The following is a 15,947-nucleotide window of genomic DNA, read 5'->3' on the forward strand; positions in this document are numbered from 1 at the left end:
TTAAACTTTACTCAACAATATCAACACCATAAAATGCATTATACCCGAACGGACTCTGCGCATAATTACGAACACGTGGGCTTAACGGTGTATAGCTGACCGAATGAGCCACTGGAATCCACGGCACTGCCTTATGGAAAATTTCCTGTGCCTGTTCGTATAACGGAGTACGCACATTTTTGTCTGAAGTAACTATTGCTTTTGCCAGCAAAGCATCAAACTCTTTATTACACCAACGAGAATAGTTACTACCGTTATTGGCATTTTCACAACTTAACAATGGCGATAAAAAGTTATCCGGATCACCGTTATCACCTGACCAACCATAAATTCCGGCAGTAAACTCTCCAGCACGAGTGCGCTTAATATAATCACCCCATTCATAACTGACCAATTTTGCTTTTACACCAATCTTTGCCCAGTCATTCTGTAAAATTTCTGCGGTACGGCGAGGATTAGGGTTAGAAGCACGCACCACCGGCTGCACCCATAGTTCGGTTTCAAAACCATTAGGGAAACCTGCTTCCGCTAAAAGCTGTTTCGCTTTTTCTAAATCAAATGGGTAATCTTGAATACTGTTGTTATAGCTCCAAATTGTAGGTGGCAAAGGGCTTTTTGCAGGAATACCAGCACCTTGATACACGGATTCAATAATCGCTGATTTATCCGCAGCATAATTTAATGCCTGACGTACTTTTTCATTATCAAACGGCTTTTTCTCAGTATTAAACGCAATATAAGCAACATTTAATCCCGGTTGAGAAACTAATTGAACTTTAGGATCTTTCTTCATCCGTTCAAGATCTGCAGCATTCGGGAAATCAATCATATCGCACTGCCCTTTCTGCAATTTTGCATAACGTGCTGTGGCATCCGGCGTAATACTAAAAATTAAAGTATCAATCGGGGTTTTACCACGCCAATAATTTGGGTTAGCTTTATAACGCAGTGCCTGATCCAATTTTGCACCTGCAAAAACAAATGGACCTGTTCCAATCGGATCGGTATCTACTTTTTCCGGCGTACCTTTTTTCATCATTTGATCTGCATATTCCGATGAGTAGATAGAGAGGAAATCCATTCCTAATGTCGGTAAAAAGGTAGCATCTGGACGAGTTAGGGTAATTTCTACGGTATTATCATCCACTTTTTTAACCGATTTTAATAATTGCGGAAATTTCATCGCATTAAAGTAAGGATAGGTGCCTTTCGACACGTTGTGATAAGGATGATTAGGATCAAGCTGACGCATAAAAGAAAAAATCACATCATCAGCGTTGAAATCACGTGTTGGCTTGAAATTTTTACTACTGTGGAATTTTACACCTTTTCTAAGATGTAGAGTATAAGTCAAATTATCGGTAGAAATATCCCAACTTTCTGCTAATCCCGGTTCAATCTCAGTCGATCCTCGTTTAAAGTTAATTAAACGATCATAAACTTGCTGTGAACTGGCATTATAAGAAATGCCATCCATTACCAATGCCGGGCTAATTCCCTGCGGATAACGGCTGGTACAGTTAATAAAGGTTTTATCTGCATAAACAAAATTAGCTGCTCCTAATAAAGTCGCTGCCACTGCACTTAAAGCAAAAACTGATTTTAACTTCATCTGATTACTCCTAAGTAATGTTTTATTATGCGTCCAAGATCAAACTTACGCACTATAGCGATATAGCATAGTCAATCAGAACTTAAACTGAAATAACAAAAAGTTTCGTTTTATAACCAAATTGAATAACTATGATTCACCACGTTTATTTTGCATTACAGCCCCAACATCTGTTCGATAAAACAAGAATGTTACCAACGATAATATGCCAAAAATAGATAAGGTAAAGAAGGTATAACTAAAACTCGCAATCAACTCCGTACCTTGCGCTGTATGCTGATAGTATAAGTTTAATACCACAGAAGCAGCGGCAATTCCTAAACTGATACCAATCTGTTGTACCACACTTAATAGCGTTGTACCAGCACTAACTTGATCATCTTTTAATTCGCTGACCATCAAAGTATTGACACTGGAGAAAATCATTGAAATACAAGCACCATAAAATATTATACTGATAATGGTCCACCATAATTGCTGATAGATACCGATCAAGCCTAAACAAAGAATAGCCAAAACTAATAACACACTGACGCAAATTAAAGTCTTTTTATAGCCGAATTTCGCAATAATTTTAGTATTAATCGGCTTCATAATAATTGAACTGATTGCCAACGGCACCATCATCATTCCGGCTTTATCCGGCGGATAGCCCAAACCCAACTGCAACATTAACGGTAATAAAAAAGGTACGCCGGCGGAAGAGAGCCTAATCAAAATATTGCTGATCATACTTAACGAAAACGTAGAATTTCTAAAGACTGAAAGCGGAAATAGCACCCGTTTTTTACCTTTAGCATACAACACATAACTCCCAACCAGTAAAAATCCAATAACAACGAATGAAGAAGCCAAATCCTTATCACGCATAGCTTCACCAATAAAATCCAAACCTAATGTAGCCAGAACAATTCCACCGGAGAATAGGACAAAACCAATAATATCAAATCTACTTGCTGTTCCTATCAAATTAGGCATATAAAAACGTGCACACCAAATACCGATGACACCAACCGGAATATTAATTAAAAAAATCCAATGCCAAGACATATAAGTTACCAAAAAACCACCAAGTAACGGTCCCATAATCGGTCCGGTTAATCCTGCCATTGCCATTAAATTCCACGCCGATAACAACTGACTTTTCGGCACTGTTTTGATCAAAGTTAATCTGGCAACTGGCATCATCATTGCGCCACCAACACCTTGCACAATACGAGATAAAATTAAAACATTTAATGAAGAGGAGAAAGCACAGAATATCGAACCAATAACAAACATCGCCACTGAATAGCGAAAAACTTTCAACGTACCATAGCGATCTGCAATCCAGCCACTAAGTGGCATAAATAATGCTACAGTTAATGCATAACTAATGATGGTTAACTGCATATTTAGCGGTGATTCATTTAAATCGCGTGCAATGGTCGGTAATGAAGTATTTAAGATAGTAACATCGAGCGTTTGCATAAAAAACGCAATCGATGAGATCCACGCCAAGCCTCGATACTCTTTACTTAGCTGAGAAGCCATAGACTACTTCCCTTGATTATGATTGAAATATTTAACAATAAAATCAGCGATTTGCTGTGGTTGATTAATATCTAACTGAGGTACATCTGTTGTGCTTAAGGATAAGCGATAATCTAACGCCAATGCAATGGTGTAATCATCTATTTCAGGCAATGGCTTTTCCAATTGTTGACGATGCAACAAAATTTTTGCAATAGGTTCCTGTTTAAACCCCTCTACCAAAATGAGATCGACCAACTGAGGATCAAATTGAGTGGCAAGATAATTCAGTGAAACCGGTGCGAGCGTTTCCGTCATCAATGCCCAGCGTTGATCACAAGTCATAATAACCTGTTTTGCCCCTGCCTGTTGCATTCTCCAACTATCTTTTCCCGGTTTATCCAACTGCACATTGTGGTGAGTATGCTTGATCACTGCCGTACGAATCCCGTGTGTTGTCAACAATGGCAGTAATTTTTCCAGTAACGTTGTTTTTCCGGTACCACTATATCCTGTAATACCCAGCATCGGGATCATTATCACTACTTCCTCTTTTTTATTTTTGTGATGAATTTGGCTGTTGCCGTTGCATTTCTTGACGCGCATTTTCAATGCTACGCTCCAATAATTCACGTTTCGGATCATCTTTTGGCAACAGTTGCAACATCATATTCCAACTGACAATCGCCATTTTATAATCACCACGCTGAAAACTATCAAATGCCAACAAGCCTAATGCATCGGCATTACTATGATCTTGACGAATTACTTCCGATAATAACGCCCGTCCTTTGCTATTGTCATTTTGATCTTGAGAAAACATTAAAATTCTGGCGTAAGCCAATTTATAGGTAAGATCACTTGGCTGTAATTGATAGGCTTTGGCATAACTATCCATCGCTAATTGTGCTTTATCTGTTGCCATCGCCATCTGTCCCATTAACCACCAATATTCAGCATTTTCAGGATTACGCTGCAATTCCTGGCGCAACGCAACAATAAACTGTTCCAGTTCCGCATTGGATAACGGCTGTTTTTGTTCATCTTTCAAACGCTCAAAAAAGTGCGGTAAGTTTTGATAAGATTGCTCCAACATCTGTTCGGCTCGCCAAGATCCAACTGCAAAATAACTTGCTGATGCCATTGTTAGCAACAACAAAAAAGCGGAAACAAACCATATTTTGCCGAAGTTCCTTACTGAAAGCGGTGTCGCGTTAGACTGTTCCGGAATATCGGATAATAACGACTGCTGTAATTCTGTTTTTAATTGTTGCTCGTTATCCAATAATCCCTGCTTTGCAGCCTCCTCAATTTCTCTCACACGATCGAAATAAAAGGCTTTATTAAATACTTCACGTTTTATTTCCGTTGCTTCTTTAGTTTTTCGTAACAACGGTAAAAAACAGATAACGGCAATTACCAATGTTAATGCTAAAACACTTAACCAAAAATTCATCTATGCTTTATCCTTTTTTAATAACTGCTGTAACCGCTGTTGTTGAGCATCATCTAAATCTTCTTCAATTGCATTATCTGCTAATGAATGACGTTTACGCCAAAAAATTATCACACCAACAACTAAAAGAAATAATGGCACCAACCATAAAACCAGTGTCGCAGCAGTAAGTGGCGGATCATAAGTAACAAAATTACCGTAACGAGCTACCATATAATCAATAATTTCTTGTTTGCTTTTCCCTTGTTGTAGCAGTTCAAACACTTTGCCACGCATATCTGTCGCCACTAAAGCATTAGAGTCAGCGATATTGTTATTCTGACATTGCGGACAGCGCAACTCCTGAGTTAATTGATGATAAGTTTGCTCCTGCTCAGTAGAACTGAAATGTAACGCCTCAATCGCAGCATTGGCAGCAACAACATATCCGAAAGATAACAACAGAACAAACAACATTTTTTTTATTTGGCTGAACATACCGCCTCCTCCGCATATTTCTCATAAAGCGGCTGTAATTTCTGCTGCCACACTTGCTGATTTATGTCTCCAGCGTGGCGGTAACGAATAATGCCTTGGCAATCAACAATAAACGTTTCCGGTGCACCATAAACACCAAGATCCAAACCAAAGCTTCCCTTTTGATCGTTAATCACTTCTTGATAAGGATTACCTAAATCATTCAGCCATTTTTTTGCTTTTTCAACATCATCTTTATAGTTGATGCCAATAATGGTAATTCCTTGTTTCGCTAATTGATTTAAATACTGATGTTCAGCAAAGCAGGTTGGACACCAAGTTGCCCATACATTTAACAATAGCGGTTTTTGCTGTAAAAATAGTTGATCGTTATAAGATTTGCTCTGATCAAATAGATTCATTAAGTGTGCTGTAACCGGTACTTTTTTACCAACCAATGCAGATTCCAAGGCTTTCGGATCTTCTCCCTGTGCATTACGAATCAACGCTACTGTTGCAACAATCACAAAGATTAAAAAAATAATTAACGGCAAATAGAGTTTTTTATTCATAAACTGCACCCTTAACCAATTTACTGAAACGATAACGGCGGTCACACATACATAAAACACTGCCGAATGCCATCAATAAACCACCAAACCAAATCCAACGGATAAATGGTTTATAATAGAGTCTTACCGCCCAAGCACCATTATCCAAACGTTCGCCCAACGCTGCATAAAGATCGCGTGTAATGCCAGCATCAATTGCCGCTTCGCTCATACTCATTCGACTTACTTGATAAAAACGTTTTTCTGCCTCCAATCGGGTAATTTTTTTGCCCTCTCTACTCACATCAATTTCTGCAGTAGCACCTAAATAATTAGGCCCATTACTCTCTTTAACCTGACTGAAAGTAAATTGATAACCTGCGACCTCGACACTATCTCCGACACTCATTCGCACATCTTTTTCAATGCTGAAATTCTGACTAAAAGCAATGCCGAACACGGTTACTGCGACACCAATATGGGCAAAAAACATTCCCCAATGTGAACGAGAAAGTTTACTGATACCTTGCAAAAATGAACTGCGATGTGTAGCACGTTGCTGTAATTCATAAGCACCTAACAATACGATAATTACCGTCATCATTGTACCTAAGACAACACTAACTGTTATTTTATCTGCTAATATTAACGGCAAAATAAAACCTAATAACGCCATTACAATTACACTGATCACAACCGGTTTTCTAATAACGGAAAATTGATCACGCCGCCATTTCACTAAAGGCCCAATGCCTAACAATAAAGAAAAAGGCACCATAATGATTAAAAACATCTGATCAAAAAACGGTGCACCAATTGAGATTGAACCTAAGCCCAACTGTTTATGCACCAATGGCAATAATGTACCTAACAACACTACCGCCAACGCCGTCATCAATAACACATTATTGAGTAACAGCATTGATTCTCGTGAATAGCGTTGATAATTATCCCGAGAGCGAATTTGGCTACCTTTATAAGCATATAACGCCAGCGAGCCGCCAATCACAACCACTAGATAAGCCAGAATATACAATCCTCGAGTTGGATCAGAAGCAAACGTGTGCACGGAAACTAAAATACCGGAACGCACTAAAAATGTGCCTAATAAACAGAGAGAAAAGACTAGAATTGCCAATAAAACCGTCCAAGCTTTAAAACTGCCACGTTTTTCTGTTACCGCAAGAGAGTGCAATAACGCTGTACCGGCAAGCCACGGCATAAAAGAAGCGTTTTCTACCGGATCCCAAAACCACCAGCCACCCCAACCGAGTTCATAATAAGCCCACCAAGATCCCAACACAATTCCCAAAGTTAGGAAACACCAAGCCGCTAATGTCCAAGGTCTTGACCATCTTGCCCAAGCAGTATCCAAATTACCGCTCATTAGAGAAGCAATAGAAAATGCAAAAACCACTGAAAAACCAACATATCCCATATACAACAACGGTGGATGGAAAATCAGCCCGATATCCTGCAACATCGGATTCAACTCTTTACCATCAACCGGTAGCTCCGGAAATGTTCGTGTAAATGGATTAGACGCAAAAATGACAAAAATCAGAAAGCCGATACTGATCATTCCCATTACTGCTAATACTCTGGCAATAGAATCTTGAGGTAAGCGACGGCTAAAAACAGCAACTGCCAAACTCCAACAGCTTAACAACCAAATCCACAATAACAAAGATCCTTCGTGCGATCCCCAAACGGCGGATAAACGATAATAGATCGGTAACTGACTGTTTGAGTTATTTACCACATACTGCACACTAAAATCGTTAATCGCAAACAGATACATTAATGCAAAAAAGGCAAAGGAGAGGGTTAAAAATAACCCCACCGTCATCGGTCTTGCTAAGGAAATTAATAATGGATTATTTTGTTTAACACCCCATAACGGCACGATTGTCAGTAAAACAGCTATCGCCAATGACAACGCTAACGCATAATTCCCGAGTTCAGCAATCATTGTTTCTCCTCAGCTTGCGATTTTTGTTCTAACATCATTTTATCCCGTTCCGATTCTGAGCTAAGATCTTTCTCAGATACGCCCATTGGATTATGAACTTTTTTCATTTGTTCACCCAATTCAGGTGGAACATAATTCTCATCGTGTTTTGCCAATACTTCACTTGCCACTAATGTCGTTGCATCTTTTAACGTACCTTGTGCAACTATACCTTGTCCTTCACGGAAAAGATCTGGCAAAATCCCTTCATATTCCACATTAATTGCCGGTCCAATATCGTTTAATTGAAATTTCACTTTTAAACTCTGCGGATCTCGTTCAACCGTTCCGGTTACTACCATTCCACCAACCCGAATACGTTGTCCAGGCTCAGGCTTCAAAGCAGCATCATTATTTTTGCCATATATTACTTCGCTCGGTGTATAAAAAAGATCAATGTTTTGACGTAACGCATACAGCATTAGCCCAGCCGCAATAGCAATACCGGCAAGTACAAATAACACTAAATACAGTCTTGATTTACGACGTGGGTTCATAATCTTTTCTCCGATGATACTTGTTGTTTCATTCGTTGTTGACGTTGTTGCTCTTTTGCAACTTCCTGCAAAATTTTTTCTTTATTTCTATGGCTAATGACCACTAATGCCAATACCGAAATCACTGAAATACCATAAGAAAGCCACACATATAAACCGTGGTTTCCCATCTGCCAAAAAGCACTCCAACTGTCAAAAAATGGTGTCATTCTTTCTTCCTTCTACTTTTTTGCGACCAATGTTTGCACCCACGCACGTTTCCTATCCGCACTGAGCAATTCATTACGATAACGCACCACTGTTAAATAAACACTCAATAACATAAAACCTAAAATCGCTAACAATAACGGGATCAACATCTCTGTAGCAATAGATGGTTTTTCAAATTTTGTGATACTTGCCCCTTGATGTAAGGTATTCCACCATTGCACCGAAAAGTGAATAATCGGTAAATTCACCACACCAACAATTGATAAAATACCTGCTGCTTTAGCACCGATACTTTTGTCTTGAAATGCACTATATAAGGCAATAACACCAAAATAGAGAAATAATAAAATTAATTCTGAAGTTAAGCGGGCATCCCAAACCCACCAAGTTCCCCAAGTCGGTTTTCCCCATACCGCTCCTGTTACCAATGCCAAAAAAGTAAACACTGCACCAATCGGTGCCATTGCCACCATCGCAAGATTTGCCTGTTTAATTTGCCAAACCAATGCTACTAAAGCGGCAATTGCCATTGAAGCATAAATTCCCATCGACCAAATTGCTGCCGGTACGTGAATATACATAATACGAAAACTATTGCCTTGTTGATAATCTGCCGGCGCAAAGGCTAATCCCCACACTATTGCTATAATAAGTACAAGCAGTGAAGCAACACCTAAAAATGGAATCAAACGCTGACAAATACGATATTGCGTTTCCGGTTTTGCATATGGATGTAACCATTTCCACATAATTTTTCTACCCTTCTCCTTATTGTTATTGCAAACTTATGCGTAATGCCGCCGCCACTGCAAAAGGACAACTAACCAAAGCTAACACCAACATTGCGCCCAAAATCGCCAATTGTCCGCCGTACGCCAAATGTAATGAAGCGGCATCTAATACGGCTGCTGTAAAAATAAGCACCGGAATAAATAACGGCACAACTAATAAACTTAATAACACACCACCTTTTCTTAACCCCACAGTTAACGCTACTCCTACAGCTCCTAGACAGCTTAAAATGGGTGTGCCGATAAATAAGGTTTGTACCAATGCCCACCATACATCCACTTCAAGTGATAATAAAAGCGCAACAATCGGCGATAACAGTATCAAAGGAAATCCAGTTAATAGCCAATGTGAGAAAATTTTGGCAAGTGCGGTCATTGCTAAAGGCATCGGCAATAAAATCAGCTGTTCCAAAGAACCATCCAAATAATCATCTTTAAATAAGCGTTCAAAAGAGAGCAATGCCGACAATAATGCTGCCACCCAAACAATACCTGGAGCAATACGGGATAACAATTGTGGTTCAGGCCCAATAACCAAAGGAAAGAGAGTAATTACAATCAAAAAAAACCACAGTGGATTTAAAATCTCACCGGGTTTTCGCATCGCAATTTGTAATTCACGTTTAATTACTTCGTAAAAAATCATCTTTATTCGCTTTCAATAAATTTATATTTTTCCAGCTGCACTTTTTGTACTAATCGACTCGGCACATCCTGATGGCTCGTAATAATCACGATTCCACCCTGATTGATATGAAACTCAAATAAATTCGTTAAAACCTGCACACCACGTTTATCAATAGTATTAAACGGTTCATCCAAAATCCATAATGGAGCGGTTGATAACCATAATCTCGCCAATGCTACACGTTTTTGCTGCCCTGCTGACAGTTGATTTGCTGGAATATCTTCATACCCTAGCAATCCCACAACTTGTAAGGTTTCCCACAATATCTCCACCTGTTGACGACTATTAGTTGTTTTTTGGAAAAAACGCAAATTTTCCCAAGCTGATAATTCTGGTTTAGTGCCAGAATGATGCCCTAAAAACAGTAAATTTTGATTAAATTCTTCCTGCTGTTGAAAAATCGGCTCATTATTCCACAAAACCTGCCCTTCTCTTGGTCGAGAAAGCCCACTTAATGCACGTAACAGCGTTGTTTTACCCACTCCGTTATGCCCTTCAATCTGTACAAAATCACCACTCTGGAAACAGAGATTAACATCGTTAAACAAAACGCGTTCACCTCGTTGGCAACTGAGATGATTAAGCTGTAACTGATTGATCGAGTTCATATATTTATAAATGCACTTTGAGATTAATTTAACGGGCGGAAATTCTAACACAAGCAAGCAATAGGTGGTATTTTTATCTGAATACGAATTATACCTCTTTGGTAGTAATTTTCGGTATAAAATAAGATTAAATGAATTTTAATTAATTGATATATAAGTTCTTTTTGATATATTAGTAACACACTTTTTTTTGATCTACCGCAAAATAGCACCAATGCTGGATCTTTTTATAAAGCTACTTAAATAACCAAGATAGCACTGCTTAAAACCTGGGATATACAGTGCTATCTTTTATTCAACTAAACAGAAAACGGATATTTAATTGCTGGATGACACTGATAATTATGCACTTTGAAATCATCTAACGTGACCCAAGTTTCCAAATCCTCCAATGTCTTAATATCAGGATTAATCTCTAACTGTGGCAAAGGGTAAGGTTCTCGCTTTAATTGTTCATCACGCATTAATGACAGTTGATCCTCATAAATATGTGCATTGATAATCTTATGAAACGCTTTGCCTGGTTTATGTCCGGTAATTTGTGCCATTAATGCCAAAAAGGTAAACACCTGAATTTGATTAAACGTCAATCCAAGCGGCACATCACAAGAACGTTGATAACTGGTTAAGTAGAGCGTATCACCCAATAGCGAAAATGTGTGTGTATGCATACAAGGGCGCAAGCAGCCTTGTTCAATCTCGCCCGGATTATAAAACGTTAAAATTTCGCCACGATCATCAATGCCCTTGCTTAAATCATTGACAATTTTGCGCAACTGATCGACCGTTTCGCCATTTGGTTTACGCCACGAACGCCCCTGCACGCCGTAGACGCGCCCCATATCATCCTCACCTTTGCGATACGGATTGGCAAGCCACGCCGCATTTTCATTGGCATTCGCATCCCACGTTTTGGTACCCAATTTACGGAAATCAGCTGCATTGTCATAACCACGAATATAGCCCAATAATTCAGCAATAGCCGCTTTCCAAAAACTCTTTCGAGTGGTAATCAGTGGGAATTCATTATCAGCAACATTGTAAGTTAATGAGGCATCAATCACGGTCAAACAACGTTTTCCGGTTCTTTGATTTTCTACCCAAACGCCTTCATTAATTATACGTTGGCAAAGATCAAGATACTGTTTCATTGTTTTTCCCCTTACGCTGATATGCAAACCAAATAATTAAAAGCCCAATAATAATCATTGGTGTCGAAAGAATCTGCCCCATTGAAATTTCGTGTCCAAAATAAAGCCCTAACTGAGGATCCGGCTCTCTAAAAAATTCAACAATAAAACGGAATACACCATAGCAGAACAAGAACAAACCTGAAACCGCTCCTGTCGGTCTTGTTCTACGGATAAACAGATTTAAAATAATAAACAACACCACGCCTTCCAAAAAGGCTTCATATAGTTGTGACGGATGTCGTGGTAAATAGCCACCGCTCGGAAACAACACCGCCCAAGAAACATCCGTTACTCTACCCCATAATTCATCGTTAATAAAATTACCAATTCTTCCCATTCCTAAACCAAATGGAATGAGTGGAGCAATAAAATCAGCTACCGCAAAGAATTGCCGTTTTTGTGCTCTAGCTGTCAACCACATCGCAACGATCACACCAATTAAACCGCCGTGAAATGACATTCCACCTTCCCATACACGAATCAGATAAAGCGGATCCTGTAAAAAAAGATCAAATTGATAAAATAGCACGTACCCAATACGCCCACCCAAAAATACACCTAAAAATCCATTGAAAAGCAAATTATCAAACTGCTCGGCACTCCAGCCGCTGTTAGGGCGTTTTACCCGACGCATTCCTAACCAACGCGCAAATAAAAAGCCAAGTAAATACATAAAGCCATACCAACGCAAAGCAACTGGTCCGATAGCAAAAATAACAGGATCAAATTGAGGATAAGTAAAAAATTCGCTATTCATAACAACTCTATTTAATAAACATATCAATCGCAATGGCAATCAACATCAACGCAAAATAACGTTTTAGTATAGGAATCGGCAATTTGGTTGTTGTTGTAGCACCTAATTTTGAAGTAAAGAATGAGGTTACTGTAATTCCAACCACCGCCGGCAAATAGACGTACCCCAAAGAATAACTCGGCATATCAGCATTCCAACCTCCAATAATAAAACTTAACATACCAGACAAACCGAGCAACATTCCGCAGAAACCAGATGAACCAATTGCTTTTTTCATATCAATACCGCGAGAATTTAAAAATGGCACAATAAAACCACCACCGCCGATTCCGGCGGCACTGGAAGCCATACCAATCAAAATTCCACCAATTACCGAAGCAGTTTTAGTCAATGTTTTCACCGCTTGTTTAGGTTTGATTGACAACACCATTTTAAGAGCCAGATAAACGACTAAACAAGCAAAAACTTTGCTCGTGATTGACTTGTCCAATTTACCGATAAATAGCCCTGAAATAAACGTGGTTACCATAATGACCGGTGCTAAAATCTTCACTGCATCCCAAACAATATTGCCCAACTTATGGTGACGTTGTGCCGAAGAAAAACCAGTAACGACAATGGTAGCGAACGAAGTACCCAACGCTGATGACATCAATAAATTATCCGGAATTCCTGCCATCGGTAATAAATAGACTAACACCGGCACAATAATTACTCCACCACCAATACCGAACAATCCAGCGAGAAAACCAACAAGCGCACCAACCACTAAACAGATAAGAAAAAATGTGAGCATTACTAACTCCTTGTTTTATTAAACAAACGTTTTGAATATTTTGCGGAAAAAGAGCGTTTATTATTGGCGTAATTACGCTTATTTTGAACGTTCTGATAATTTACAGTAGATGCAACAGTTTCATTTTCTTTTTGGCTGAATAAAACCGCTGAGAACTCTTTCATAATTTTGCGATAAACATCTCGTTTAAATGACACAACCTGTCTTACCGGATACCAAAAACTAACCCAGCGCCAACCATCAAATTCCGGCGATGAGCCAACATTCATATTAATATTTTTTTCCGAACTAACAAGTTGCAACAGAAACCAACGCTGTTTTTGTCCGATACAAACCGGACGAGAATCGTGGCGAATAAGACGTTTAGGTAATTTATAACGCAACCAGTGTTTTGAACTATAAATAATTTTGACATCATTGGCGGTTAAACCCACCTCTTCATAAAGCTCACGATACATCGCTTGTTCCGGCGTTTCTTTTGGATTAATGCCGCCTTGAGGGAATTGCCACGAATTTTGATTATATCGCTTCGCCCAAAAGACCTGTCCCTTTTGGTTACAAATAACAATACCGACGTTAGGACGATAACCGTCGAAATCGATCACTATCGACAACCTTAAACTTACATTCAGATAAAAAAGATAACGTTGATTGTTTCATACTATTGTTTTTTTCTCAAGTTTCCGATTCGGCTCCATATACAAAATCACGTATTATCACGGATCTCATTCTGCTTTTATGATAGTATAAAATCTATCACTGATAATTGAAGCAAAAAGAGTTTAAGCAAATGAGCAAATCACACGCATTACAGACATTGATACATAATGTGTTTGCTTACTGCAAACGTGTCGCCGCTACACACTACAAAAAATGCCTTATGTTTATACTCTCACTGCTTTCACTTACTATCGTATTGTTGGTTACCGTTGATGTTGGCATCAGCTGGTGGGTAAAAGATCGTATCTATCGCAATATTGATCTTCTGCCTTATCGACCTTATGGATTGGTGCTGGGAACTTCAAAATATTTTAAAAACAATACGTTAAATCTATTTTATTATAATCGCCTATCTGCTGCTGAATCATTAATTAAACACCATAAAGTCAATTATCTGTTACTCAGCGGTGATAATAGAACGCTCCAATACAATGAACCACAAAGAATGTTTAAAGATTTATTAAAAATGGGGGTACCGTCACAAACTATGTTTTTTGACTATGCCGGCTTTCGCACGCTTGATTCGGTTGTTCGTGCTGATAAAGTTTTCAAAGCACAATCTTTAACCATTATCACCCAGCGCTTCCATTGTGAACGAGCCTTATTTATTGCCAAACATTATGATATTGATGCTATTTGCTATGAGGCGGATAATCCAGAAGGCTATACTTGGGTGCGTTTTCGTGAATTTTTTGCCCGTGTGCAAGCAGTTTTAGATATTATGCTCGGTAAACAGCCCTATTTTTTAGGCAAACCAGAACCGCTACCGCCACCAATTTTGCCGCCCCCTGAAAAGTAATTCTTACGATAAAAATCGAACAAATACTCGCTTTTGGCTATTGTTCTTGCCTCAAGAAAACACGATAATAGCCCTCTTATTTTTAGCGATAGATCAATGATGAGTTATATTCTTTTAATTATCAGTACTGCATTAATCAACAATTTTGTGTTAGTCAAATTCTTAGGTTTATGCCCATTTATGGGAGTTTCCAAAAAAGTGGATACTGCTGTTGGAATGGGGCTAGCAACAACTTTTGTTTTAACTGTTGCTTCATTAGTTGCCTATTTGGTTGATCACTATATTTTGTTGCCATTAAACGCTATCTATTTACGCACATTAGTCTTTATTTTAGTGATTGCCGTTGTCGTGCAATTTACAGAAATGGTTATTAATAAAACTAGCCCTACACTTTATCGCTTACTCGGTATCTTTTTACCGTTAATCACCACCAACTGTGCTGTGCTTGGTGTTGCTTTATTAAACGTTAATTTAGCACATAATTTTATCCAATCTGTTATTTACGGTTTTGGTGCTGCACTTGGTTTTTCTTTAGTACTGGTGCTGTTTGCTGCTATTCGTGAACGGATTGAAGCTGCCGATGTACCTTTTCCGTTTCGTGGTGCATCGATTGCTTTAATCACCGCCGGATTAATGTCTGTCGCCTTTATGGGTTTTAGTGGATTAGTGAGAGTCTGATGTCTTGGTTATTATCTCTATCCCCTTATATGTGGATTTTAATCAGTATTGCATTACTTGCTTTAATTTTCGGAGCCATTTTAGGTTTTTCCTCGATTAAACTGAAAGTAGAAGCTGACCCAATTGTGGACAAAATTGATGCTTTATTACCACAAAGCCAGTGTGGACAATGTGGTTATCCGGGTTGTCGACCTTATGCAGAAGCGATTGCCAATGGCGATATCATCACTAAATGCGTTCCCGGCGGACAACCTTTAGTCGAAAAATTGGCAGATTTACTCGGTGTGGATGCACCGCAAGGCGTATTTGAAGAAGAACCTGTGCCTAAAGTTGCTTTTATCCACGAAGAAATGTGTATTGGATGCACAAAATGTATTCAAGCTTGCCCAGTTGATGCCATTATCGGTGCTAATAAAGCATTACACACTGTTATTCCTGAGCTATGTACCGGTTGTGAATTATGCGTTGCTCCTTGTCCGACTGATTGTATTACGATGGAAAAAGTCAAACCTTCCCTCGATTCTTGGAACTGGAAATATGATCAAAAATTAATTATTCCTGTCGTACAAGTACAAAATAAAAATGAGTCGGAATAAGTAAAATCATAGGAAA

Annotated in this window: 19 protein-coding genes; 3 read left to right on the forward strand and 16 right to left on the reverse strand. The window is 38.8% G+C overall.

Annotation, left to right across the window (positions count from 1 at the left end):
• Nucleotides 1-7 precede the first annotated feature (7 nt).
• The 16 genes from QV04_RS00770 to rppH form a co-directional block, all read right to left on the reverse strand.
• Nucleotides 8-1,612, reverse strand: a complete 1,605-nt coding sequence (locus tag QV04_RS00770) for an ABC transporter substrate-binding protein (protein ID WP_065230665.1) — start codon at nt 1,610-1,612, stop codon at nt 8-10.
• Nucleotides 1,613-1,741: 129 nt separating this feature from the next.
• A complete protein-coding gene (locus QV04_RS00775) occupies nt 1,742-3,145 on the reverse strand; it encodes a DHA2 family efflux MFS transporter permease subunit (protein WP_065230664.1) in 1,404 nt (467 codons plus the stop codon).
• Between the two features lie 3 nt (nt 3,146-3,148).
• Entirely contained in the window at nt 3,149-3,661 is a 513-nt protein-coding gene (mobB, locus tag QV04_RS00780) for a molybdopterin-guanine dinucleotide biosynthesis protein MobB (protein ID WP_065230663.1), read from the reverse strand.
• A gap of 19 nt (nt 3,662-3,680) precedes the next feature.
• Nucleotides 3,681-4,580: a c-type cytochrome biogenesis protein CcmI gene (gene ccmI, locus QV04_RS00785; RefSeq protein WP_065230662.1), complete on the reverse strand. Its 900-nt coding sequence runs from the start codon at nt 4,578-4,580 to the stop codon at nt 3,681-3,683.
• A complete protein-coding gene (locus tag QV04_RS00790; protein ID WP_065230661.1) occupies nt 4,581-5,057 on the reverse strand; it encodes a cytochrome c-type biogenesis protein in 477 nt (158 codons plus the stop codon).
• Entirely contained in the window at nt 5,042-5,608 is a 567-nt protein-coding gene (locus tag QV04_RS00795) for a DsbE family thiol:disulfide interchange protein (protein WP_039134201.1), read from the reverse strand. Before QV04_RS00795 ends, QV04_RS00790 begins: the two co-directional genes overlap by 16 nt.
• Nucleotides 5,601-7,559, reverse strand: coding sequence for a heme lyase CcmF/NrfE family subunit (locus QV04_RS00800; protein WP_065230660.1), 1,959 nt, complete (start codon nt 7,557-7,559; stop codon nt 5,601-5,603). The genes QV04_RS00795 and QV04_RS00800 overlap by 8 nt, the downstream gene beginning before the upstream one ends.
• A complete protein-coding gene (gene ccmE / locus QV04_RS00805) occupies nt 7,556-8,095 on the reverse strand; it encodes a cytochrome c maturation protein CcmE (RefSeq protein WP_065230659.1) in 540 nt (179 codons plus the stop codon). Before ccmE ends, QV04_RS00800 begins: the two co-directional genes overlap by 4 nt.
• Entirely contained in the window at nt 8,092-8,304 is a 213-nt protein-coding gene (gene ccmD, locus QV04_RS00810) for a heme exporter protein CcmD (protein ID WP_065230658.1), read from the reverse strand. The genes ccmE and ccmD overlap by 4 nt, the downstream gene beginning before the upstream one ends.
• Before the next feature lie 12 nt (nt 8,305-8,316).
• Entirely contained in the window at nt 8,317-9,054 is a 738-nt protein-coding gene (locus QV04_RS00815) for a heme ABC transporter permease (protein ID WP_039173010.1), read from the reverse strand.
• A gap of 25 nt (nt 9,055-9,079) precedes the next feature.
• On the reverse strand, nt 9,080-9,742 hold the full coding sequence (gene ccmB / locus QV04_RS00820; RefSeq protein ID WP_065230657.1) for a heme exporter protein CcmB: 663 nt from the start codon (nt 9,740-9,742) through the stop codon (nt 9,080-9,082).
• Between the two features lie 2 nt (nt 9,743-9,744).
• The gene (ccmA, locus tag QV04_RS00825; RefSeq protein ID WP_065230656.1) at nt 9,745-10,392 is read right to left on the reverse strand and encodes a cytochrome c biogenesis heme-transporting ATPase CcmA; all 648 of its coding nucleotides are present in this window, start codon (nt 10,390-10,392) and stop codon (nt 9,745-9,747) included.
• A gap of 299 nt (nt 10,393-10,691) precedes the next feature.
• Nucleotides 10,692-11,543 (reverse strand): thymidylate synthase, encoded by an 852-nt coding sequence (locus tag QV04_RS00830; protein WP_065230655.1) that lies wholly within the window; start codon nt 11,541-11,543, stop codon nt 10,692-10,694.
• On the reverse strand, nt 11,527-12,342 hold the full coding sequence (lgt, locus tag QV04_RS00835) for a prolipoprotein diacylglyceryl transferase (RefSeq protein WP_065230654.1): 816 nt from the start codon (nt 12,340-12,342) through the stop codon (nt 11,527-11,529). The genes QV04_RS00830 and lgt overlap by 17 nt, the downstream gene beginning before the upstream one ends.
• Nucleotides 12,343-12,349: 7 nt before the next feature.
• Nucleotides 12,350-13,138: a sulfite exporter TauE/SafE family protein gene (locus tag QV04_RS00840; RefSeq protein WP_065230653.1), complete on the reverse strand. Its 789-nt coding sequence runs from the start codon at nt 13,136-13,138 to the stop codon at nt 12,350-12,352.
• Between the two features lie 2 nt (nt 13,139-13,140).
• Complete coding sequence (gene rppH / locus QV04_RS00845; RefSeq protein ID WP_065230652.1) at nt 13,141-13,743, reverse strand: RNA pyrophosphohydrolase; 603 nt, start codon at nt 13,741-13,743, stop codon at nt 13,141-13,143.
• Nucleotides 13,744-13,928: 185 nt separating this feature from the next.
• On the opposite strand from rppH, the gene QV04_RS00850 reads away from it, so the two are divergent.
• The 3 genes from QV04_RS00850 to rsxB all read left to right on the forward strand — a co-directional run bounded on the left by QV04_RS00850 (nt 13,929) and on the right by rsxB (nt 15,931).
• On the forward strand, nt 13,929-14,657 hold the full coding sequence (locus QV04_RS00850) for a SanA/YdcF family protein (protein ID WP_039134179.1): 729 nt from the start codon (nt 13,929-13,931) through the stop codon (nt 14,655-14,657).
• 96 nt (nt 14,658-14,753) lie between these two features.
• Entirely contained in the window at nt 14,754-15,335 is a 582-nt protein-coding gene (gene rsxA / locus QV04_RS00855; protein WP_039134177.1) for an electron transport complex subunit RsxA, read from the forward strand.
• Complete coding sequence (gene rsxB / locus QV04_RS00860; RefSeq protein WP_039173026.1) at nt 15,335-15,931, forward strand: electron transport complex subunit RsxB; 597 nt, start codon at nt 15,335-15,337, stop codon at nt 15,929-15,931. The genes rsxA and rsxB overlap by 1 nt, the downstream gene beginning before the upstream one ends.
• Nucleotides 15,932-15,947: the final 16 nt, after the last annotated feature.

It is taken from the genome of Gallibacterium genomosp. 1 (assembly GCF_001678575.1).
Lineage (GTDB): Bacteria > Pseudomonadota > Gammaproteobacteria > Enterobacterales > Pasteurellaceae > Gallibacterium.

Coding starts and splice junctions, on each gene's coding strand:
- mobB (WP_065230663.1), bottom strand. CDS start 3,661: ATGATCCCGATGCTGGGTATTACAGGATATAGTGGTACCGGAAAAACA.
- ccmB (WP_065230657.1), bottom strand. CDS start 9,742: ATGATTTTTTACGAAGTAATTAAACGTGAATTACAAATTGCGATGCGA.
- QV04_RS00840 (WP_065230653.1), bottom strand. CDS start 13,138: ATGCTCACATTTTTTCTTATCTGTTTAGTGGTTGGTGCGCTTGTTGGT.
- ccmE (WP_065230659.1), bottom strand. CDS start 8,095: ATGAACCCACGTCGTAAATCAAGACTGTATTTAGTGTTATTTGTACTT.
- QV04_RS00815 (WP_039173010.1), bottom strand. CDS start 9,054: ATGTGGAAATGGTTACATCCATATGCAAAACCGGAAACGCAATATCGT.
- ccmI (WP_065230662.1), bottom strand. CDS start 4,580: ATGAATTTTTGGTTAAGTGTTTTAGCATTAACATTGGTAATTGCCGTT.
- QV04_RS00770 (WP_065230665.1), bottom strand. CDS start 1,612: ATGAAGTTAAAATCAGTTTTTGCTTTAAGTGCAGTGGCAGCGACTTTA.
- ccmD (WP_065230658.1), bottom strand. CDS start 8,304: ATGACACCATTTTTTGACAGTTGGAGTGCTTTTTGGCAGATGGGAAAC.
- ccmA (WP_065230656.1), bottom strand. CDS start 10,392: ATGAACTCGATCAATCAGTTACAGCTTAATCATCTCAGTTGCCAACGA.
- rsxA (WP_039134177.1), top strand. CDS start 14,754: ATGATGAGTTATATTCTTTTAATTATCAGTACTGCATTAATCAACAAT.
- QV04_RS00795 (WP_039134201.1), bottom strand. CDS start 5,608: ATGAATAAAAAACTCTATTTGCCGTTAATTATTTTTTTAATCTTTGTG.
- QV04_RS00775 (WP_065230664.1), bottom strand. CDS start 3,145: ATGGCTTCTCAGCTAAGTAAAGAGTATCGAGGCTTGGCGTGGATCTCA.
- rsxB (WP_039173026.1), top strand. CDS start 15,335: ATGTCTTGGTTATTATCTCTATCCCCTTATATGTGGATTTTAATCAGT.
- QV04_RS00850 (WP_039134179.1), top strand. CDS start 13,929: ATGAGCAAATCACACGCATTACAGACATTGATACATAATGTGTTTGCT.
- QV04_RS00790 (WP_065230661.1), bottom strand. CDS start 5,057: ATGTTCAGCCAAATAAAAAAAATGTTGTTTGTTCTGTTGTTATCTTTC.
- lgt (WP_065230654.1), bottom strand. CDS start 12,342: ATGAATAGCGAATTTTTTACTTATCCTCAATTTGATCCTGTTATTTTT.
- QV04_RS00800 (WP_065230660.1), bottom strand. CDS start 7,559: ATGATTGCTGAACTCGGGAATTATGCGTTAGCGTTGTCATTGGCGATA.
- QV04_RS00830 (WP_065230655.1), bottom strand. CDS start 11,543: ATGAAACAGTATCTTGATCTTTGCCAACGTATAATTAATGAAGGCGTT.